General features: G+C 65.1%; 21 protein-coding genes and 1 riboswitch. Of the genes, 17 read left to right on the top strand and 4 right to left on the bottom strand.

What is annotated here, in order from left to right:
- Positions 1-25: 25 nt before the first annotated feature.
- Positions 26-1,036, bottom strand: coding sequence for a GlxA family transcriptional regulator (locus JMF86_RS25475; RefSeq protein ID WP_011548378.1), 1,011 nt, complete (start codon positions 1,034-1,036; stop codon positions 26-28).
- Positions 1,037-1,124: 88 nt separating this feature from the next.
- Here JMF86_RS25475 and JMF86_RS25470 point away from each other — a divergent pair, with 88 nt between their 5' ends.
- On the top strand, positions 1,125-2,225 hold the full coding sequence (locus JMF86_RS25470) for a DJ-1/PfpI family protein (RefSeq protein ID WP_011694477.1): 1,101 nt from the start codon (positions 1,125-1,127) through the stop codon (positions 2,223-2,225).
- 15 nt (positions 2,226-2,240) lie between these two features.
- On the opposite strand, the gene JMF86_RS25465 is transcribed toward JMF86_RS25470, so the two are convergent.
- Positions 2,241-3,320: a zinc-binding alcohol dehydrogenase family protein gene (locus JMF86_RS25465; protein WP_011548376.1), complete on the bottom strand. Its 1,080-nt coding sequence runs from the start codon at positions 3,318-3,320 to the stop codon at positions 2,241-2,243.
- Positions 3,321-3,429: 109 nt separating this feature from the next.
- On the opposite strand from JMF86_RS25465, the gene JMF86_RS25460 reads away from it, so the two are divergent.
- On the top strand, positions 3,430-4,221 hold the full coding sequence (locus tag JMF86_RS25460) for a helix-turn-helix transcriptional regulator (protein WP_011548375.1): 792 nt from the start codon (positions 3,430-3,432) through the stop codon (positions 4,219-4,221).
- A 96-nt stretch (positions 4,222-4,317) separates the two neighbouring features.
- Here the strand turns inward: JMF86_RS25460 and JMF86_RS25455 are convergent, their stop codons facing one another.
- Entirely contained in the window at positions 4,318-5,796 is a 1,479-nt protein-coding gene (locus tag JMF86_RS25455; protein ID WP_011548374.1) for an aminotransferase class V-fold PLP-dependent enzyme, read from the bottom strand.
- Between the two features lie 637 nt (positions 5,797-6,433).
- Here JMF86_RS25455 and JMF86_RS25450 point away from each other — a divergent pair.
- From JMF86_RS25450 to JMF86_RS25410, 9 genes are all read left to right on the top strand, one after another.
- A complete protein-coding gene (locus JMF86_RS25450) occupies positions 6,434-7,687 on the top strand; it encodes an MFS transporter (RefSeq protein WP_041489629.1) in 1,254 nt (417 codons plus the stop codon).
- Between the two features lie 160 nt (positions 7,688-7,847).
- Positions 7,848-8,777, top strand: coding sequence for a LysR family transcriptional regulator (locus JMF86_RS25445; RefSeq protein WP_011694479.1), 930 nt, complete (start codon positions 7,848-7,850; stop codon positions 8,775-8,777).
- Between the two features lie 115 nt (positions 8,778-8,892).
- Positions 8,893-9,387, top strand: a complete 495-nt coding sequence (locus JMF86_RS25440) for a hypothetical protein (RefSeq protein ID WP_006479834.1) — start codon at positions 8,893-8,895, stop codon at positions 9,385-9,387.
- 37 nt (positions 9,388-9,424) lie between these two features.
- Complete coding sequence (locus JMF86_RS25435; protein WP_011694480.1) at positions 9,425-10,444, top strand: hypothetical protein; 1,020 nt, start codon at positions 9,425-9,427, stop codon at positions 10,442-10,444.
- Between the two features lie 56 nt (positions 10,445-10,500).
- Positions 10,501-11,967, top strand: coding sequence for an aldehyde dehydrogenase family protein (locus tag JMF86_RS25430; RefSeq protein WP_011694481.1), 1,467 nt, complete (start codon positions 10,501-10,503; stop codon positions 11,965-11,967).
- 7 nt (positions 11,968-11,974) lie between these two features.
- Positions 11,975-13,042, top strand: coding sequence for a maleylacetate reductase (locus JMF86_RS25425; RefSeq protein ID WP_011694482.1), 1,068 nt, complete (start codon positions 11,975-11,977; stop codon positions 13,040-13,042).
- Between the two features lie 108 nt (positions 13,043-13,150).
- On the top strand, positions 13,151-13,462 hold the full coding sequence (locus tag JMF86_RS25420; protein ID WP_011694483.1) for a YciI family protein: 312 nt from the start codon (positions 13,151-13,153) through the stop codon (positions 13,460-13,462).
- 3 nt (positions 13,463-13,465) lie between these two features.
- Entirely contained in the window at positions 13,466-13,801 is a 336-nt protein-coding gene (locus tag JMF86_RS25415; RefSeq protein ID WP_011694484.1) for a Rieske 2Fe-2S domain-containing protein, read from the top strand.
- Positions 13,802-13,993: 192 nt separating this feature from the next.
- A complete protein-coding gene (locus JMF86_RS25410; RefSeq protein ID WP_011694485.1) occupies positions 13,994-15,082 on the top strand; it encodes a porin in 1,089 nt (362 codons plus the stop codon).
- Positions 15,083-15,222: 140 nt separating this feature from the next.
- Here the strand turns inward: JMF86_RS25410 and JMF86_RS25405 are convergent, their stop codons facing one another.
- Positions 15,223-15,474 (bottom strand): hypothetical protein, encoded by a 252-nt coding sequence (locus tag JMF86_RS25405; RefSeq protein ID WP_011694486.1) that lies wholly within the window; start codon positions 15,472-15,474, stop codon positions 15,223-15,225.
- A gap of 96 nt (positions 15,475-15,570) precedes the next feature.
- Here JMF86_RS25405 and JMF86_RS35115 point away from each other — a divergent pair, with 96 nt between their 5' ends.
- The 6 genes from JMF86_RS35115 (at position 15,571) to JMF86_RS25375 (ending at position 20,798) form a co-directional block, all read left to right on the top strand.
- Positions 15,571-16,374, top strand: coding sequence for a hypothetical protein (locus tag JMF86_RS35115; protein WP_011694487.1), 804 nt, complete (start codon positions 15,571-15,573; stop codon positions 16,372-16,374).
- 410 nt (positions 16,375-16,784) lie between these two features.
- The gene (locus JMF86_RS25395; RefSeq protein WP_227745914.1) at positions 16,785-17,438 is read left to right on the top strand and encodes a MipA/OmpV family protein; all 654 of its coding nucleotides are present in this window, start codon (positions 16,785-16,787) and stop codon (positions 17,436-17,438) included.
- A gap of 8 nt (positions 17,439-17,446) precedes the next feature.
- Positions 17,447-18,121, top strand: a complete 675-nt coding sequence (locus tag JMF86_RS25390; protein WP_011694489.1) for a response regulator transcription factor — start codon at positions 17,447-17,449, stop codon at positions 18,119-18,121.
- Between the two features lie 51 nt (positions 18,122-18,172).
- On the top strand, positions 18,173-19,558 hold the full coding sequence (locus JMF86_RS25385; protein WP_011694490.1) for an ATP-binding protein: 1,386 nt from the start codon (positions 18,173-18,175) through the stop codon (positions 19,556-19,558).
- A 125-nt stretch (positions 19,559-19,683) separates the two neighbouring features.
- Positions 19,684-19,787: riboswitch (SAM-I-IV-variant riboswitch) on the top strand.
- 42 nt (positions 19,788-19,829) lie between these two features.
- The gene (locus tag JMF86_RS25380) at positions 19,830-20,162 is read left to right on the top strand and encodes a hypothetical protein (protein ID WP_153188191.1); all 333 of its coding nucleotides are present in this window, start codon (positions 19,830-19,832) and stop codon (positions 20,160-20,162) included.
- Between the two features lie 267 nt (positions 20,163-20,429).
- Positions 20,430-20,798, top strand: a complete 369-nt coding sequence (locus tag JMF86_RS25375; protein WP_197285609.1) for a DUF4160 domain-containing protein — start codon at positions 20,430-20,432, stop codon at positions 20,796-20,798.
- The last annotated feature ends 168 nt before the right edge of the window (positions 20,799-20,966 follow it).

Below are 20,966 nucleotides of genomic sequence, written 5' to 3'. Positions count from 1 at the left end.
CGCAGGCGCTGGATCGGCCGGCGTCCTATTCCCTCCGCCGCTTCTCGCGTCGCGGCCCGAAGCGCGCGCGATAGTCGCGCGGCGAGGCGCCGACGCGTTTCGCGAACGCACGCTGCAGCGCGTCCACGCTGCCGAATCCCGCGCGTTCCGCGATCCGTTCGAGTGGCCAGTCGGCCCGCTCCAGCAGCGCCTTCGCTCGCTCGACACGCGCGGCCAGCACGTACTGCGCGGGCGACACGCCGGTCTCCCTGAAGAAATTGCGCGCGAAGGTCCGTTCGCTCATGTGCATTCGCGCGGCCAGCGCGGCGACGCCGAGGTCGCCGGCCGGATCGTCGGCGATGTCGGCGAGCAGTGAACGCATGCGCGGCGTCGCACGAGCCTGGATGTCGAGCCCGACGCTGAACTGCGCCTGTCCGCCGGGACGATGCATGAACAGCACCAGTTCGCGTGCGACCGCGAGCGCGGTGGGCGCGCCGCAGTCCGCCTCGACGAGTGCCAGACACAGATCGATGCCGGCCGTCACGCCGGCCGACGTATGGAACGGCGGATCGCTCACGTAGAGCGCGTCCGGTTCGATCCGCGCGTCGGGACAGAGCGCCTGTAGCGTCGCGCACTGGTTCCAGTGCGTGGTCGCGCGCTTGCCGTCCAGCCATCCGCCGGCGGCGAGCACGAACGCACCCGTGCAGATGCTCGCGATGCGCCGCGTGTCCGCGATCCGCGTGCGGAGCCACGGCAGCACGCCGGCTTCCGACGCGGCGTGCCGCAGCGCCGCTTCATCGCCGCCCGCGACGATGATCGTGTCGATTCGTGCGGGCAGCGCCGCCAGTGCGGCCGCGCCGGCGAGGCGCAGGCCCGCGTGCGTGACGATGTCGTCCCCGTGTTGCGACGCGAGCGTGAGCCGGTATGGGGCGGCGTGCGCCGGAAGATGACGGTTCGCGACCGCGAACACTTCCATCGGCCCCGTGATGTCGAGCGACTGGACGCCTTCGAAGCCGACGACGACGATGTCGCGTGCCGAACAGGTTGACTGGGACATGGCGGAAAGTGCGGTGGAGTTGTCCTTGTGACCGCGAGCATGATCCTTGTAATTTTCCGGACATGCAATCGATCGATACGGGTGGACGATGCGGGAACGGAAGACAGGCAGCGCGGTGTTGCTCGTGTGCGGGCTGTTGGGTGCGTGGGCATTGGGGGGGCCGACGCGGGCGATGGCGGAAGATGCGCCGGCGGCGGCCCGGACGCTGACGATCGCCATGCCGAAGGCGGGCCGCACGCGGCCGCTCGTGGTGATCGTCGCGGACAACGCCGGCACGGAGACGACCGATTTCATCGTTCCGTACGCGATTCTGAAGCGCTCCGGCGCCGTCGATGTCGTCGCCGTGTCGGCCGACGAAGGCACGGTCGAACTGATGCCCGCCCTGCGCATGCTGGCCGATACCACGTTCGACCGGTTCGACGCGACGGTGCCCGCGGGCGCCGACGTCGTGATCGTTCCCGCGCTGCATCGTGCGGACCGGCCGGCCGTGCTGGCCTGGCTACGTAGGCAGGCTGCTGCCGGCGCGACGATGGTGGCGATCTGCGATGGCGCCGAGGTCCTCGCGAACACCGGCCTGCTGCGGCAGCGCACCGCAACGTCGCACTGGTATTCGCGCGAGGGCCTGCGTCGCCGCTTCACCGAGACGAAATGGGTCGACGATCGTCGCTACGTGATGGACGGCAACGTCATGACGACGACCGGCGTATCCGCATCGATTCCCGCTTCGCTGGCGTTGCTGGGTGTGCTGGCCGGACCGAACGCAGCGCGCGAGACAGCGCGGGGCCTCGGCGTACAGGCTTGGAGCGATGATCACGACGGTGGCCGGTTCGGGTTGACCGCGCGCGCGGTGGCGATCGCATTGATGAACCGCCTCGCGTTCTGGCGGCACGAGACGTTCGATCTGCCGGTCGAAAGCGGGTTCGACGAACTCACGGTCGCGTTGACCGCCGACGCGTGGGCGCGGACCTGGCGCAGTGATGTCGTCGCGACGGCCGATGCGAGCGTAGTCGAGTCGAGGCACGGGCTGCGGTTGCTGGCGCAGCCGGCCGATGTCCGGCACGCGCGTGTGGCGATGTCGGCTGGCCGGCGGGGCGATTCGGCGCTGCCCGGCGTGCTTGCCGATATCGCGGCGCGCTACGACGACGCGACGTCCAGTTGGGTCGCGCTGCAACTGGAGTATCCGAAGTAGCACCCATCGCGCAGGCTACGGCGCGATCACCGTCATCCTGAACGGCCCGCCATGTTCCGCCGCATGCGCGACCGCGTCGTTCGCGTCGTCGAGCGCGAAGACCGTTACGTCGAAATGCCCGAGGTCGAGCAACCCGCCGCGGACGAGCCCGGTCATCAGCGTCACGGCTTCCGTCGGGTACATCCATTTGCCGCGCAGCGTGATGTCGTTGCGCATGATCCACGGATACGGCAGCTCGAGCCCGGCTCCGCCGAGCATGCCGACGCCGCCCATCAGCACCACGCGTCCATAAGGACGCACGGCCATCACGGCGGCACGCACCGTCGTCGCCGGCACCGACGGCGGCATCAGGTCGATCACGCAGTCGATCGGCCCCGGCGCCGCCTGCTGCATGCGGATGCGGTCCGCGGTTTCGTCGCCGGTCAGCCCGACCGTGCGCACGCGCTCGCCGAAGCGGCGTTCGAGCTCCGCCAGCACGCGTGCATTACGGCCGGGCGCGACCACGCATTGCGCGCCCATCGCCAGCGCCACCGCGATGCAGGCGCTGCCGAAATTGCCGGTCGCGCCGCTGACGAGCAGGATTTCGCCGGCGCGCAGGTCGGACGCAAGCAGGCCGCCGTAAGGCACGAGCAGCGTATTGAGTGCGCACCAGCGCGCGGCGTCGGCCGGCGCGATCGCGCCGATGCGCACCGCGTTCTCGGTCGGCACGCGCAGCCGCTCGGCGAACGGGCCGTCGTGGAAATAGCGCTGCAACTGCTTGCCGCCTTCGCCGCGCGCACTCCAGCCCTGCAGCACGATGTCGGGCATCCGCGCATCGTCGCGCGAGCGCACGGTCGGGTCGCAGAACACCCAGTCGCCCGGCTGCAATTGCGTCGCGTCGGGGCCGGTTTGCCGGACCCGGCCGATCGCGCCGCAGCCCGGCACCATCGGCAACTCGATCGGATAGCGGCGCTCGCCGCTGAACACTTCCCGTGCATAGGACAGAACCGGCGTCGCGACGACGTCCACGACGACTTCGCCGGTGCCGAGCACGGGGTCCGGTATCGTTTCGATCGCGAGCGGCTGGCCGAGCGACTTCAGGATCGCAGCTTTCATGACGCTTCCTCGGGGTGGGGACGCGTCGATTCTGGCAGGCTTAGAATCGGCAACAAGGCCCGGCGCGAACCCAGGATCGGCCGGTACCACCCAGCACGGAGCGAACCCGATGACCGTCACCACGCGAACCCCGTTCGGCGATTTCCTGCGCTCGCGGCGCAAGAAGCTGCGCCCGGATGCCGTCGGCCTGCACGACGGCCCGCGCCGGCGCACGCCCGGCCTGCGGCGCGAGGAAGTCGCGGAACGGGCGGGCATCGGCGTCGACTGGTACGTGCGGCTCGAGCAGGGGCGCGACGTCAATCCGTCGGATGCGACGCTCGACGCGCTGGCGCGCGCGTTGCGGCTCGACAAGGCCGAAGCCGCCCACCTGCGCACGCTCGCGCGGCGCGACGGGGCACGTGCGTTCGTGCCGGAGCATGTGCCGCCGGCCATCGCGCGGCTCGTCGCGCATCTTCAGCAGCCTGCGTACGTGACCGGCCGGCGCTGGGACATCCTCGCGTGGAATGCTGCCGCGGCCGATCTGCTCGGCTTCGACCGGCTGGCGCCGGCCGATCGCAACATCCTCGTCTACATGTTCGAGGCGCCGTACGCGCGTGCGCTGTTCGCCGCCAGTTGGGCCGACGAGGCACGCCGGATGATCGCGCTGTTTCGCGCGAACCACGATCTCTACGCGAGCGACCCGGCGTTCGTCGCGCTGGTGGCGCGCCTGCGCACCGGCAGCGGCGAGTTCGCACAATGGTGGGATGCGCATGACGTGCGCAGTGGCGTGTCGGGCGAGAAGGTGCTCGTGCATGCGCGACGCGGCACGCAGCGCTACGAGTACGCGACGTTTCAGGCGAACGACGATCCCGCGCTGAAGCTGGCGATCTATACGCCGGTGAACGGCGATGAACAGACGTGAGGCGGAAGTGACCGGCGCCATCCGGCGTTCATGCAGCGAGGCATCGGCTTCGTGCGTGAACGCAGGGGTGACGCGTAACGGCGGAAGGGCGGCGGCTCAGGCCGTGCGTCGCGCGGACAGCCGATTCCAAAGCAGGCCGGAGCGGCTGCCGCTGCGGCAATACGCGAGCACCGGCTTCGGCAGCGCGTCGACCAGCGCGCCGAACGCGTCGACTTCCGCGTCGCCGATGCGGTCGCGTTCGACCGGCAGGTAGCGCGCGTCCATGCCGAGTTCGCGCGCGGCCGCGGCGATCTCCTCGAACGCCGGCTGATCGTCGCCTTCGCCATCCGGCCGGTTGCAGATCACCGCGCGGAAACCGGCATTGCGGATCGCCTTCAGGTCGGCCGGCGTGATCTGCCGCGACGCGGTGAAGCCGGTCGCCGCCGCGGCCCGACATTGCTCGATCGCCCGCGCGAAACAGCCGATCGCGAAGTCGACGTCCTGTTCGGTCGAGAACCGCCCGAAGCTGATGCGCACCGTGCGCCCGGCGGTTTCCGCATCGAGGCCGATCGCGGTCAGCACGTGGGACGGCGCGCCGCTGGTCGAATTGCATGCGGAGGTGGACGACACGGCGAGCGCATCGCCGAGCATGAACGGGAAGAAGCCCGGCGCATGCACCGTCAGGCTCAGCGTGTGCGGGATGCGGCGGGCGGCGGCCGCGTTCTGCGTGACGTCGCCGAGCGCGAACAGCGCGCGGGTGAGCCGCGCGCCGAGCGCCGCGATCCGTGCGGCTTCGCCGTCGAGCTTTTCAGCGGCGAGCGCGCATGCGACGCCCATGCCGACGATCTGATGCGTGGCGAGCGTGCCCGAGCGCAAGCCGCGCTCGTGGCCGCCGCCGTGAATCTGCGGCGCGATCCGGCTCGCGATCTCGCGGCGCACGAACAGCGCGCCGATGCCCTTCGGGCCGTACACCTTGTGGGCGGACATCGACATCATGTCGATGCCGAGCGCGCGCACGTCGATCGGCGTCTTGCCGAGCGCCTGCGCGGCGTCGACGTGGAGCAGTGCGCCGGCGGCATGCACGATGCGGGCGATCGCGCCGATGTCGGTCAGCGTGCCGATCTCGTTGTTCACGAGCATCAGCGACACGAGGCCGGTGTCGGGGCCGATCGCGGCCGCCACCGCGTCGGCGGTGATTTCGCCGTGGGCATCGGGGGTCAGGAAGGTGACCTGTGTGCCGTGTTTCGCCAGGTTCGCCATCGTGTCGAGGATGGCTTTGTGCTCGAGGCGGCTCGTGATCAGGTGGCGCTTGCCGGTCGCGTGTTCCGCATAGCCCTTCAGCGCGAGGTTGTTCGACTCGGTGGCGCCCGACGTCCAGACGATCTCGTCGGCATCCGCGCCGATCAGGGAGGCGACTTGCGCGCGGGCGTGCTCGACCTTGTCTTTCGCGAGCCGGCCGGCGGCGTGCGAACTGGATGCGGGGTTGCCGAAGATGCCGTCGAAGCCGAGGCAGGCCGTCATCGCTTCGATCACGCGCGGATCGGCAGGGGTCGTGGCTGCGTAGTCGAGGTAGTGCAGCGGGGTGGTGTCGCTCATGTCCGTCTCTTGCTGATTGCGTAGTGACGGAAATGATACGGGGGACAGAAGGGAAAAAGGATCCAAAGTTGGCTGGGGATTGGGCTCCGTGTGGAATAATGTTTTATGAAATCGATGAATAATGGAATTTACTTCTCGATCTGGCCGGTGCCCATACAGGTGAAGATTGGCGACGAAGTTTTCGACGGCGACGGCTCGCCGGAAGGGTGCCCGGAGCACTTCTTTCCAGTTGCTCCGCATCCATCGAGCACGTTTTCCAACACGGAATCGACCGCACCGAGCGAGCAGTCCGCCGACACCCCGAGGTCTATGAGGGATTCCCCCGGTAACACGCGAGCGAGTGCCACTCCAGTGCCGCACCCTTCGCCCGACGCTTTCCCGCCGCCCCTTCCCGCCCGCCGCTCCCGATTATTTGCGTTTCGCGAATGACGCGTTCGCTGGTTGTTCCATACCCGATCGGCGGCCGCGCACCTATCGTGGTGGCGTTGGCTGAGCCCGTTCGATGCGTCGAATCCGGACGCCAGCCGGCACTTCCTCGCGATCCTCGCGATTCGCGTCGCACACAAAAACCATCGGACCCGGGCCATGCGCAGGCGCTGCGGCGCACGCGGGCGAACCGGCGTCCACGGAGACGGACATGCAAGCAAACGAGTGGGATACCTCATACGAGTGGAAGGCGGTGACGCTGCTGGCGCTCGGCTTCGGGCTGGTCGGCCTCGACCGCTGGCTCATCGCGCCGCTGTTTCCTTCGATCATGAAGGACCTCGACCTGACCGCACAGGACGTCGGCAACTGCATCGGCGTGCTCGGCCTGTCGTGGGGCATCTTCGCGGCGCTGATGGGCGGTATCTCGGACAAGATCGGCCGCCGGAAGGTGCTGATACCGGCCATCATCGCGTTCTCGCTGCTGTCGGGCTTCTCGGGGCTCGCGGGCGGGCTGCTCGGCCTGATGGCGATTCGCGGGCTGATGGGCGTCGCGGAAGGCTCGTTCTGTCCGACGAGTTTTGCGGCGACCGCCGATGCGTCGCATCCGCGGCGGCGCGGCCTGAACCTCGGCCTGCAGCAAAGCGGCTTCGCGCTGTTCGGCCTCGCGCTGTCGCCGATCATCGCCACGCAGTTGCTCGGTTTCGTGTCGTGGCGCTGGGTCTTCGCGCTCGTGGCCGTGCCCGGCCTGATCCTCGGCGCGATCATGTTCTTCGTGATCCGCGAGCCGAAGGTTGCGAAGGAGGTCGCGTCGGAGCACGCACCCGCGTCGCTCGGGCATGTGCTCAGGAGCCGCAACATTCTCGTCGCGATGGCCGCGCTGTGCTGTGCGATGACGGGCGTCTTCGTGCTCGGCGCGCTGCTGCCGCTGTACCTGACCGATTACCTGTCGCTCGGCACGCAGAAGATGGGGCTCGTCGTGTCCGCGATCGGCTTCGGCGGCTTTCTCGGCCAGTTCGGGTTGCCCGGCCTGTCCGATCTGGTCGGCCGCCGCATCGCCAGCATCGTCGGCTTCGCGGGCACGGCCGTGATGCTCTACGTGTTCCGCGGCCTCGGCCCGCAGCCGCTCGCGCTGTTCGGTGTGCTGTTCGTCGCATCGTTCTTCACGCTCGGGCTGGTGTCGCTGCTGTCCGGGCCGGTAGCGACCGAGGCCGCGCCGGTCGGCCTCGTGTCGACGTCCATCGGCGTGGTGGTCGGCGTTGGCGAGATCTTCGGCGGCGGCATCGCGCCGGCGATGGGCGGCTACGTTGCCGCACACTTTGGCATCCAGAACATTCTGTGGCTGCCGATGGGCTCGGTGCTGCTCGGCATCGTGGTCAGCCTGCTGCTGAAGGAAACCGCACCGGCCGTGCTGCAGCGCCGCGCGGCCGTGCAACCGGGGCTGGCCGCCGGCGAGCAGTCGCGGTAATGCCGGCGAGCGCATACCGGCGCGGGCGTACCTTCGAGCACCGGTGCCGGCGCGCCCGGCGATTGACATCGATTTGGCGACACAGTGACGCCTTTTGCATGACACAGCGCTTCGCCCGCACAGGTAGACTGCCGGTTCCGCTGTCGAAAAAAGGTGCGGTATGGACCGGTTTCTGAGCATCGAGGCATTCGTGAGGGTCGCGGAGGCCAGCAGCTTCGCCGAAGCGGCGCGGCAACTGGGTGTGACGAGTTCGGTCGTGACGAACCGCATCCAGCAGCTCGAGAAGTTCGTCAATGCACCGTTGTTCCACCGCAGCACGCGCCACGTGCGGCTGTCGGAAGTCGGCGAGACGTTCTATCGCGAGTGTGCCGAGGTGGTGGGCCGCGTCAACGAGCTGACGGACCAGATGCGCGAACTGCGCGCCACACCGACCGGCCGGCTGCGCATCCAGATGCTGCCCGGCTTCGCGCTCGATCACTTCGGCGCGCCGCTCGCCGCATTCAATCAGCGCTATCCGGGCATCCAGCTCGACATCATCGTCAACGATCGCGTCGTCGACCCTGTCGAAGAAGGGTTCGACATCGCGTTCCAGATCTTCCCGCCGATTTCCGAGTCGCTGATCGAGCGACGGCTGTTTACGGTCAGGCGTCTCTTCTGTGCCGCGCCAGCGTATGTCGACGCGCATGGTGCACCACAACATCCGCGCGATCTGCTGCAACACACCACGGCGCTGTATTCGGGCTACCCGTCGCGCAACCGCTGGACGATGACGCGCGGGGACGAGGTCGTCGAAATGGAGTTGCCGGGCATGATCCGCTCGAACTCCGTTCATCTGTTGCGCGAGTACGCGTTGACTGGCGGCGGCGTCGTCTGCCTGCCGACGCTCGTGGCGAGCGACGCGCTCGTCGCGGGCCGCCTGGTGCCGATCCTGACCGACTACCAGCTCGCGCCGCTGAGCTTCGCCGCCGTTTATCCCGCGACGCAGCGACAGGCGTTGAAGGTGAGAGCGTTGGTCGAATTCCTCGCCGAATACATCGGCGACGAATCGCCGTGGGATCTGCCGCTGCTGGCGCGCGGCTGGGTGCGTTGACCCGCGCGGATTATTCGCGAAACGCAAATGCCGTAATCGTCGTCCGTTGCCTTGTTGCTGGTGTTCGTTGCCCCTAGAGTGGAATCCAACAAGCGGTTCAACTCAGGAGACAGCAATGACCAGCACGGCATTCCACACCGTCTTCGGTTCGCTCGATGGTTACCGGAAGGGCGAGATCGAAATCACCAGCGGCAGCGCGCAGCACTACGCCTTCTCGAACGTCTTCGAGGTGGCGTCGAAGTCGGCCCCTTACGAAAAGGTCGTCGCCGGCAAGAACCTCGAATACGTGATCGAAGTGTTGCGGACCGACGGGCAGTCGCCGTGGTTCGCGTGCGCGCACGACGAGTTCGCGATCCAGATGGACGGCGAAGTCCGCATCGACTTCATCAAGCTCGACGATCCGCCGCAATCGGGCCGCGGCACCGTGCGCGCGGGCGCGCATCCGGCCGGCCGAAACATGGGGTACGTCGTGTTGCGTAAAGGGCATCAGGCGCTGCTGCCGGCCGGTTGTGCGTATCGCTTCACCGCGAGCCGGCCGGGCGTCGCGCTCGTCCAGACCGTGCTCGGCGAGCTGTCCGTCGAGAAGTGGGCCGAGATCTGCCTGCACTGACCTTCCGACCGCATTCGACTATTCCAGGAGACACGTAATGGCCACCCTCGAGACCCTCGACCTTTCTACCGGCTTTGCCGCCGATCTGGTGCGATCGACCGAAGCCGATGCCGTCACCGGCTACCGCCGCTTTCAGCTTGGCGAATTCGCCTTCCAGCGCGACGAATATTTCGTGAAGATCAGCTGGCCCGCGAAAGGCCAGACCCGCACGCATGCGATGCCGGCGGACGCGTTCCTGCGCGCGATGATGCGCGACGTCGCATGGGGCTTCTTCTACGGCTGGGTGAATTTCGACCACGTATTCGGCACGCGCAATCACTACGGCAAGGTCGACATGTATGCGGGCACCTTCAACGGCATCCTGAAGGACGCCGGCGTCGACTACACCGAGACCTTTGACACGCCGACGATCATGGCGACCTTCAAGGCGATGCTGCACGACTGGACCAACGAAGGCTTCGACCCGTTCGCGGCGCCCGAGGAAACGGGCACGGCGTTCGGCCGCAAGCACGGCGAGAACGGCGCGGCGATCGAGCGCACGCGCATCGCGACGCGCCGCATGCCGGGCCTCGAGGGCGACTCGCCGCTGCGCGACGAGCTGCCGGTCAACCGCGCGTTTCTCGACGTGACGCAGGACGAACCGGAAGTGCATGTCGAGCCGGGCTTCGACGGCGAACTGCACGCGTTCAACCTGTTCAAGTACCTGTCGCGCTCGGACGTGACGTGGAATCCGTCGGTCACGTCGGTGTGCGGGCGCAGCCTGTTTTGCCCGACCACCGAGGAATTCATCCTCCCGGTGTTCCACGGCAACGATCGCGTCGAATGGTTCCTGCAACTGTCCGACGAAATCGTGTGGGACATCGGCGACAAGAACACCGGCGCGCCGCGTGCGCGCATCACGATGCGGGCCGGCGACATCTGCGCGATGCCGGCCGATATCCGGCATCAGGGCTATTCGACGAAGCGCTCGATGCTGCTGGTCTGGGAAAACGCGACGCCGGATCTGCCGCAACGCTACGAGAGCGGCGAGCTCGCGCCGTACCCGATCGCGTTCTAGGCCGCGCGTCAGTTGCAGCTTCCGCTTTTGCTTTTGCGATACACCGAGGACGATTCATGCAAACCCAACTCTTCATCGACGGGCGCTTCGTCGACGCCGTCGATCGCGGCACGATCGACGTGCTGAACCCGCACGACGGCTCCGTCATCACGAAGATCGCGGCGGCCACCGCGGCGGACGTCGATCTGGCCGTCGAAGCCGCGGCGCGCGCCTTCCCGACCTGGTCGGCGATGCCGGCCGCCGAGCGCGGCCGTCTGCTGCTGCGCCTGGCCGATGCGATCGAAGCCAACGCGGACGCGCTGGCGCAGCTCGAATCGCTGGACACCGGCCACCCGATTCGCGATTCGCGTGCGCTCGACGTGCCGCGCACGGCGGCCTGCTTTCGCTATTTCGGCGGCATGGCCGACAAGCTGCAAGGCTCGGTGATCCCGGTCGAGACCGGTTTCCTGAACTACGTGCAACGCGCGCCGATCGGCGTCGTCGGCCAGATCGTGCCGTGGAATTTTCCGTTGATGTTCACGAGCTGGAAGATGGGGCCGGCGCTCGCCGCCGGCAACACGGTCGTGCTCAAGCCGTCGGAAATCACGCCGCTGTCGACGCTGCGCATCGTCGAGCTGATGGCCGAGGTCGGGTTTCCTGCCGGCGTCGTCAACATCGTGCCCGGCTACGGGCATACGGCCGGCCAGCGGCTCGCCGAACATCCAGGCGTCGGCAAGATCGCGTTCACCGGGTCGACGGCGACGGGCCGGCGCATCGTCGAAGCGTCGCAGGGCAACCTGAAGCGCGTGCAACTGGAACTGGGCGGCAAGGGCGCCAACATCGTGTTCGACGATGCCAACCTCGACGCGGCCATCAACGGCGCCGCGTGGGCGATCTTCCACAACCAGGGGCAGGCCTGTATCGCGGGGTCGCGCCTGGTGCTGCACGAACGCATCGCGGACGCGTTCCTCGAACGCTTCGTCGCGCTCGCCTCGTCGATCCGGATCGGCAATCCGCTCGATCCGGATACCGAAATGGGGCCGCTCACGTCGAAGCAGCACCTCGATCGCGTGCTGTCGTATGTCGACGTCGCGCGCGAGCAGGGCGGCCGCGTGCTGACCGGCGGCAGCGCACCGCAGGACCCGGCGCTCGCCAATGGCTACTACGTGCGCCCGACGATCATCGAGGCGAAGCGTGCGACCGACCGTGTCGCGCAGGAGGAAGTGTTCGGCCCGTTCGTCACCGTGCTGCGCTTCGGCAGCGACGACGAAGCGCTGGCCATCGCCAACGCAACCGAATACGGGCTCGGCAGCGGCCTGTGGACCAACGACCTGTCGCGTGCCCACCGGATGGCGGCGCGGATCGACGCAGGCATGTGCTGGATCAACTGCTACAAGCGCGTCAATCCGGGCAGCCCGTTCGGCGGCGTCGGCAAGTCGGGCTACGGCCGCGAGATGGGCTTCGAGGCGATGCACGACTACACGGAAGCGCGCTCGGTGTGGGTCAACGTCGACGGCAACGTGCCGCCGCATTTCAAGCGCTGAGGCTCGTATGGAGCGCTTCGTCTATCAGGGCACCCCGTCGCGCGTGGTCTTCGAATGGGGCGCGCTGGCCCGGCTGCCGGACGAGCTGTCGGCGCTCGGCGCACGCCGCGCGCTCATCCTCTCCACGCCCGAACAGCAGCCGCTCGCCGATCGCGTGAAGGACGTGCTGGGCGAGCGGGCGGCCGGCGTGTGCGCGCAGGCCGTGATGCACGTGCCGGTCGAAGTCGCACGCGCGGCGTGCGAGACGGCCGCCGAACTGGGCGCGGACTGTTGCATCGCGGTCGGCGGCGGTTCGACGATCGGGCTGGGCAAGGCCATCGCGCTCCAATCGTCGCTACCGATCCTCGCCGTGCCGACGACCTATGCCGGCTCGGAGATGACGCCGATCTACGGGCTCACCGAAGATCGGTTGAAGCGCACCGGGCGCGATGCGCGCGTGCTGCCGCGGACCGTGATTTACGACCCTTCGCTGACGGTGTCGTTGCCGCCAGCCATTTCGGCGGCGTCCGGTGTCAATGCGATGGCGCATGCGGTCGAGGCGCTCTACGCGGAAGATGCAAACCCGGTCATCAGCTTGATGGCCGAAGAATCGATCCGTGCGCTCGGCGAAGCGTTGCCCGTCGTCGTGCGCGATCCGCAAGATCGTGCGATGCGCAGCCGCGCGCTGTATGGCGCGTGGCTCGCCGGCACCTGCCTCGGTGCGGTCGGCATGGCGTTGCATCACAAGCTCTGCCACACGCTCGGCGGCACGTTCAACCTGCCGCACGCGCAGACGCACGCGGCGATGTTGCCGCATACCGCGCATTACAACCACGCCGCTGCGCCCGATGCGCTGCGTCGCGTCGCGCGGGCGCTGGGCGGGCGCGATGCGGCGGAAGCCGGGCCGCTGCTGTTCAGGCTCAACGCGCAGCTCGGCATCGCGCCGGCGCTCGCCGATATCGGGATGCCGCAGCAGGGGCTCGACGAAGCAGCCGATCTGGCATGCAGGAATCCGTATGCGAACCCGCGGCCGATCGAACGCGCGGCGATTCGCGCGTTGCTTCAGCACGCATGGGAAGGACGCGCGCCGCATTGAGCGGCCGGATGGGCGAACGGAGAACGACGTGATGACTCACCAGATCGGCCTGCACGGCCTGTACCGCGAAGCGATGTCCGGCTTCATCCTCGATCGGAGCTGATCGCCATGGCGCGTTTTTTCGCGGTGTTTGCCACCGACCAACCGGGCATGCGTGACGTGCGCGACCGCATGCGCCCGATTCACCGGAGCTATCTGCGCTCGGCGGCCGAGCACGGCGTGTATGTGCGGCTCGGCGGCCCGACGCTGGACCCGCAAGGCGACGCGATGAACGGCACGCTGCTCGTCATCGAGGCGGACGATATCCATGCGGTGATGCGGTTCGTCGGCAACGACCCGTATGTGAAGGAGGGCCTGTTCTCGCACGTCGAGGTGCGTCCGTGGGACTGGAGCCTCGGCAATCCCGAGCAAAGGGTGTGAGCGATGGAAGCGAAACAGCTGTGCCGCGTGGCCGATGTGCCCGATGGTGGCGCGCGAGTCGTCGACGCAGCGTGTATCGGTCAGCCCATTATCGTGGTGCGGCGTGGCGCGCAGGTGTGGGCGTACGTGAATCGTTGCCCGCACTTTTCGGTGCCGCTCGATTTCGTGCCGGGCACTGTGTCCTGCTACCGGTCGCAGGTGTTGATGTGTGCGCATCACAGTGCGTTGTTCCGGTTCGATGACGGCGTGTGTATCGACGGGCCCTGCACGGGGGCCGGGCTGGAAACCGTGGCCGTCGAGGTGGATGCATCCGCGTGGATCGTCTTTCGGGGCGCTTGATTTCGCGGATTTGGAATGCTTGCGCGTCGATGCAGGTTCACTGGAAATTTTTCGAATTGATCAATCAGTAAAACTAATTTCTGGTGTTGATGTGACTGCCTGAATCAAGGCGATTTTCTACAAAGCAATGAGCGAACACCCGCCCCGCGACGGGTGACGGACTCGTATTTTCATAAAAAAGACGGAGACGACATGAAACTCAGGTTGGGTGTATTGGCGATGCTCGCCGTGGCACAAGGCGCGTGGGCGCAAAGCAGCGTGACGATGTTCGGGCTGATCGACTCCGGCATCACGTACGTCAGCAACGAGGGCGGCGGAAAGAACGTCAAGTTCGACGACGGCATATTCGCGCCCAACCTGTTCGGCCTGCGCGGTACCGAGGATCTCGGCGGCGGATATCGCGCGACGTTCGCGCTCGTGAACCAGTTCTCGATGGCGAACGGGAGCATCGTCGGGACCGGGATTTTCGGGCGCAACGCCTACGTGGGCATCGAGAGCGACCGGTTCGGCAGTATCACGCTGGGCAATCAGTACGACTTCATGGTGGATGCGCTCTTTTCAAGGGGCAACGCGATTTCGCGGGACATTTCCGGCTTGTACGGCTTTCGGAACGGCCCGTTCCAGCGTCTTGCGCTGCCGGGCAATCCGACCGGCGCGTTCGACTGGGACCGCACGGCCGGCAGCAAGCCGATCGCGAATTCGGTCAAGTACAGCTCGCCGACGGTCGCGGGTTTTTCTGGCGGCGTGATGTATGCGTTCGGCGGCGTGGCCGGCTCGGTCGGTGCGGACAACGCCGTCAGCGCCGGCGTGAACTACGAGCTGGGGGCTTTCGGCGTGGGCGCGGCCTATACGAACGAAAAGTACGGCCCGGCGCCGGGCGTGCCGTCGACCAGCGTGCGCAACTGGGGTGTCGGCATGCACTACGACTTTGGTGTCGTGACCGCGAAGGCGCTGATGACCACCGTGCGCAATTCGTTCAACGATGCGGGCGTGTGGATGGCCGAGGCAGGCGGCTTGTGGCGGATCAGGCCGGATATCGTGCTGGGCGCGAAATACATGTACATGAAGGGCAATGAAGCGGTGAACGACAACCATGCGCATCAGATCAGCGTCGCGCTTCAATACCTGTTGTCGAAGCGGACGATGGTGTATGTGTCGGCGGATTGTCAGCGCGCGAATGGCGGCGCGAATGCGCAGGTGAATGGCGTGCTGGACCCGAACGGGGCATCGAGTTCCGCGACTCAGGCGGTCGCGCGGATGGGGTTGCATACGGTGTTTTGACGGGGCGGCGGTGCCGCGCTTCAGATGCGCCGTGGTGCGTCGCGTATGCGACGCCTATCGTTGGGCGGATCAAACGGAAAACGGGCCAGGCGGCCCGTTTTCTTTTCGACTTTTACTGCGTTTGCGATTGCCATACTCGCTTACGCGAGACTCATGACGACGCCGTTGCTTGCGCCGAAGTAGTCCTTGACCACCCGTTTCGGCAAGGCCGTACGGGTCAGTTCCGACAGATTGCGCAGGAGAGGGACGTCGCCGCCGCTCGCCTGCAGCGTCATTCCGCCCAGGGCGAAACAGGCGACGGCGTCCTCCAGTGTGCCTTGCTTCATGATTTCGGTAATGCGATTGACATTTCCGCGCAATTTAATGCCTTCCGCGATGCCGAGTTTGCTCATATTTGCCTCTTTTTCTAGAGAAGGTTGGCCACGAGTGTGACTGGAGCGACTTTAGGCCATGGCGTCGTTTTCGAGCAGCCATGCTAAAGTGATTGCATGGTTGATAAACTGAAAGCGCGCACCGAGCCCCTGTTTGCTCGTATCCCGGTGAGTCTCAAGCGGAATCTGGTCGCGTCGGCGAAGGCGCGGGGAGCGAGCGTAGGGCAGGAGCTCGCGCGACTTCTCGAAGAACGTTTTGACTCGGGTCTGTCGGCGTCGTTACAGCGTCGGGTCGATGAGTTCGGGCAAGCTCAAAGGGCCGAGCGAGCAGTTTGGCTGGAGAAATACCAGATATTTCTGGAGGCGCATTTACTGGAATGTGTAACGGCGGCACAAAAGGGCGATATTTCCGCGCTCGTCAAGCTTGGTAATGATGTTCGAGCGGCTCGGAGAAATCGTCAACGTGGTCTTGCCGGGTTGAACTCCAGAATTGAAGCGCGAAAGCGCGAGTCGTTACAGGAACAGGCGGCAAAGGACGAAGTGGCGAGGGTTCGACAAAATTTCGCATTCGACACAGGTGGGCCTATCGAGGATTTTCAACTGCCTCCCGAGGAGCGTCGGCGGAGAAATCTGATCGCGCAGTTGGAAAAAATGCCGGTCGGTACTAAAAAGGATCTGGCTTTGCGGCTTGGATGGCGCTCCATGTCCCGCGTAAGTCATATATTGACGCCAAAAGGGAAGAAAGGGCATCGGCCGATTTCCGCCGCGCTCGCAAAGGAAATTGCAGAAATTCTCGAAATCGATGTCGAGGTACTAAACAAGATTGAGCGCGATCGGGACCTTGCGGAAATCACTCACCATGTCAGCAAGCTGGAGAAGCTCGTCGATGACATTGCCAAAGTCGGACCTCGTTCCAAGTGAATGACGGGGCGTCGAGTTCCGCGAGTCAGGCGGTCGCACGGATGGGGTTGCATACGGTGTTTTGACGGGGCGCACTGCGATATTCCTTAAAGGCGCGGGGGCGACACAGGCTCGCCCTGCGTCGATATTTCCCACGATCTGCATTTCCCGCACAGTCCGCAAAGCGATGATTTTTTCCTGGTAAGTGAGCGGTAAGTCGACTGGTCCTACAGTAGCCCCCGTTTCGACCCTCGACTCCAGGAACGATTGTGAAAATTGCCTCTCGCCGCGCACGCCCGTTATGGCTGATTGCCGCTTCATTTGCACTTTCATCTGCTTCCGCGTGGGCGGACGAGGGCGCGAGCCCGCCCGATCCCGACAATACGGGGCTGACTATCCTCAACAACGCGACGAACGTCACGCACTGGGGATTGGGCGCCGGCGTCGGCATCGAGCCGTCGGCCTACAGGGGCGACGGCACCCGTGTATTGCCTTTTCCGCTGGTCTACTTCGACAACAAATGGGTGCAGGCCATCGGCACCACGGTCGATCTGAAAATCGGCAGCTGGAGTGGCGTCAATCTCGCGTTTCGTGGCCAGTTCTCGCTGTTCGACGGATACAAGGGCTCGGACGCGCCGATCCTCAACGGCATGGAAAATCGCAAGGGCGCGTTCTGGTACGGCCCTGCACTGTCATGGAGCACCGGCTTCGGCACGTTGTCGGGTAGCTTCCTGCTCGGCGGAAACAAGGGCGAGCGCGCGAAGATCGGCTTCGAGAAGGCGTTCGCCGTCGGCGCATTTTCGATCGCGCCACATGTCGGCGTGGAATGGCTGAGCAACAAATACGTCGACTACTATTACGGCGTGCGACCATCCGAGGCGCGTGCCTGGCGCGCCGCCTACAGCGCGGGTTCGGCCGTGAACGTGTCGGCCGGCACGCGTGTCGACTACCGGCTGACGAAGCAGCAGACGATGTTCGTGGACGTGGGCGTGTCGCGTCTCGGCGACGGCATCACCGACAGTCCGCTCGTCGGCAGGCGGTTCATTCCCGAGGCCCGGATCGGCTACATGTATCGGTTCAAGTGAGTGCGAGCATGCCAAGAGTGGCGATTGTCGAGGATCACGAGCGCCTGGCCGGCCTGTTGTCCCAGGCGTTGGCCGCGGCGGGAATAGAATCCGACCGGTTCGGCAATGCTCGGGAAGCTGCTTACGGTGTCGACCGGGCCGATTACGCGCTGCTGATCATCGATCGCGGATTGCCCGACGGAGACGGTCTGGCGTTCTTGCGGACGCTGCGCGCGGCGGGGCGCATGATGCCTTGCCTGATGCTGACGGCACGCGACGCGTTGCATGACCGCATCGACGGACTCGAAAGCGGCGCCGACGACTATGTGACCAAGCCGTTCGAAATGAGCGAACTCGTCGCCCGCGTCCGTACGCTGATGCGGCGTCCGGCGCTGCTCACGACGCTCGTCGCGTCGTTCGCGGACGTGACCGTGGACCCGCCCCAGCGGGCGATGCGCTGTGGCGACCGGACGGTATTGCTGGCCCCGGCCGAGCTGCAGATCATGCTTTGCCTGATCGAAGCGGCGGGCCGGACCGTCCGGCATTCGAACCTCGAGCATGCCGCATGGGGGCTCGCGGAAGCGGTCACGCCGAACGCGCTCGAGGTGACCGTGCACCGCTTGCGCAAGAAATTGACGGCGATCGGCGCAACGATGCGGCTCACCAATATCCGCGGCGCCGGCTTCGCGCTGCGGGACGCGTGACGATGCTTCGCCGCGTGTCGCACGTGGCTACTCCCTCGTAAGAAAACCGCCATGTTCCGTCATTGGGTCCTGCGTCTGTCGACGCGTCTGTGGGTGACCAACGTTGCCGCGTTCGCCATCAGCCTGGCGTTGCTGTCCGCGCTTTCCGTCTATTTTCTGGATCGATATCCCGAGTTCCTGGGACGGCGCCAGCAGATGGAGAGCATCCGTCATATCGTGGCCGGGATGCGTTTCGATGCGGCCGGGCGGCCGGCATCCGTGCGATTGGGCGAGCATCCGGCGGTGATGTTCCGGCTCTTGCCGGCCGACGTGAAGTATCGCGTGCTCGATGCGACGGGGAAGGTGTTGCTGGCGTCGGTGCCTTCGAGCGACGATCGACCGTGGCTGACAGAGGACCTCGCGACGGTGGCAGGCAAGGTGCTGCCCACCACGATCGACGGCAAGGCATACGCGGTCGCGACGCAGCGCGCGTTGAACGGGAGCGTCGTCTATTACGTGCAGGTGGCGCACAGCGACCAACTCGTCGATGCGCTCGTCAGGACGCGGATCGATCCGATACCGAAGACCGTCGTTTATGTGCTGGTCATTGCGACCGTCATTTTCGGACTGACGCTGCCGTTGACGATCAGCCATGTGCTGAAGCCGTTGCGGGAGGTATCGCGTGCCGCGCGGGAAATCGAGCCGCGCAATCTGAAGACGCGGCTGTCGTCGGCGGGGATTCCCAGCGAGATCAAGCCGCTGATCGATGCATTCAATGACGCGCTGACCCGGCTCGAGAATGGCTTTGCGGTGCAGCAGCAGTTTCTGGCCGACGCCGCGCACGAGTTGCAGACGCCGCTCACGCTGGTCAGAGGGCAGATCGAGCTGCAACCGGACATTAGCCAGAAGGCGCTTTTGCTTCGCGAGATCGATTTGATGGCGCGGCAGGTCAAGCAACTGCTGCATCTGGCTGAAGTCAGCGAAGCGCAGAACTTCAGTTTCGGGGATGTGAATGGTGCCGACGTCGCGCGGGACGTCGTGAGCTTGCTGGCCGGCAAGGCCGATGCGAAGCAGGTGACGCTTCATATCGAAGCGCGCGATTCCGCGTCGCCGATACGGGCGGATGGCGGGGCGCTTTTCATCCTGCTCAAGAACCTGCTCGAGAATGCGATCAATGCGTCGCCGTCGGGCGGGGTCGTGGTGCTGACTGTTCTTGATACGGCGATTCATGTCGAAGATGAAGGGCCGGGGATTCGGCGGGAACATCTTCCGCTGGTCTTCGATCGATACTGGCGGGCGCCGGATTCGCGGTATGACGGTGCGGGGCTCGGGCTGGCGATCTGCAAGGAGATTGCCGAGGCCCATCAATGGAAGCTGACGGTCGATGTGCTGGCGACGGGGACGCGGTTCAGTGTGTGGTTTTCGTCGGATATGACGGGATTCCGACCCTCATACTAGGCGCTCGGTGGAGGTGGGGCGGGCGGGGGCGCCTGTCCCGCCGAAGTGCTGCTTTTCACAGACTCCTTGTTCGCCGTCGATTTTTCGATATAATGAATCCACGTTCGGAATGTCGAACGTGAGAAATCAAGCATCCAGAGTCGGGTTTCCCGACGCCAACCTGCCCTCCCGGGCAAGGTGGACGCCCTCGAGGCGATGCGGCCGATTGACGGCAACGAAACGGGAGCAGCATGGCTGGCACCGGTTCGATAACCATTCATCCGGAGCAACCATGAGCCAAGTTTCCTCCGCTTCCCATCAGACGGTCTGTGAAGACTGGTCGCATTTTCTTCCCGGTTTCACTTTGACGCATACGGTTCATCTCGTTTCGAGACGGAATCCGGGCATCGTTTCGACCGCGGCGGCCGTGCTCGAAGGGGAAACGGCTACGGTCGATCGGTGGGCCATCACGCGCTGTGGCGACGTTCTCGAACAAAAAATCGTGCTCGGTGAAATGACGGAAGGGCAGGCGGTAAGGCTGCGTGAGCGGCTTGCGGCGGTGGAGGGGGTGCTACGGACGAGGGTGGAGCATCATTTCGTTCGGGGCCGATCAGCGGCGGCCTGACATGTGCAGGAGCGGTCGTCAGACGATGCGTTCGCGCAGTCGAAGTGTACCTTCGCAAATAAGCTTGTCCCTGAGCTCTGTTCGGCTCAGGGCATTCCTTGAGGTAGGCAACGTTTGAGTGAAGCTCGTAAGGTAACCGGTACCGCTGCCGTCAGTAGCCGGCTAAAGATCACGACGACAATCTCGGGGCAATACGGAACGATTGAAATTCACGGTTTCTAAGTGTATCCGATATGATCGCGATCACTACATCCGACGAGAGACGCCGTGGAACTGAATCTTGCATCACTCCAAAACCAACTTGCGTTAATTGACTTGATGTCTCGGCCATCTCGTGGTCAGGCATCTGGCATGCTTGAACAATTAGTGCTCAAGCATGAGAATATAAAAATTAAGATGTATCAAGAAAAACAACATGCTAGGGCGCATTTTCATGTCGATTACGGTAAAAACAATCATGTCGCGACATATGCTATAGACACAGGCGAGAGAATCGAGGGAACCCTCGATCGCAAATACGACAAGTCGGTTTCGGCGTGGGCGGCAGCGAACCGGGAGAACTTGATGGCGGTGTGGCGTGCACTCCAGTCCGGTACCCCTGAATCACCGTTCATTCAGTCGCTTTCCGCTATGTAGCACGGATCAATCTCTACAATTGATAGCGAAACTGCTCAAGCTCCGTTTCTTGATCTACGGCGGAATTTCCTAGCCATTTAGGCGGTGAATCGACTTTCGATGTTGTGGGATTCCGGCGACGTGTTACGACGTTGTTGAAGTTCGAGCATGCAGCGAGGCGCGATAGGA

Origin of the sequence: Burkholderia sp. E168m15, from assembly GCF_016586105.1 — a bacterium.
Classification (GTDB): Bacteria; Pseudomonadota; Gammaproteobacteria; order Burkholderiales; family Burkholderiaceae; genus Burkholderia; species Burkholderia orbicola.
This window is presented reverse-complemented; position numbering and strand designations above follow the sequence as displayed.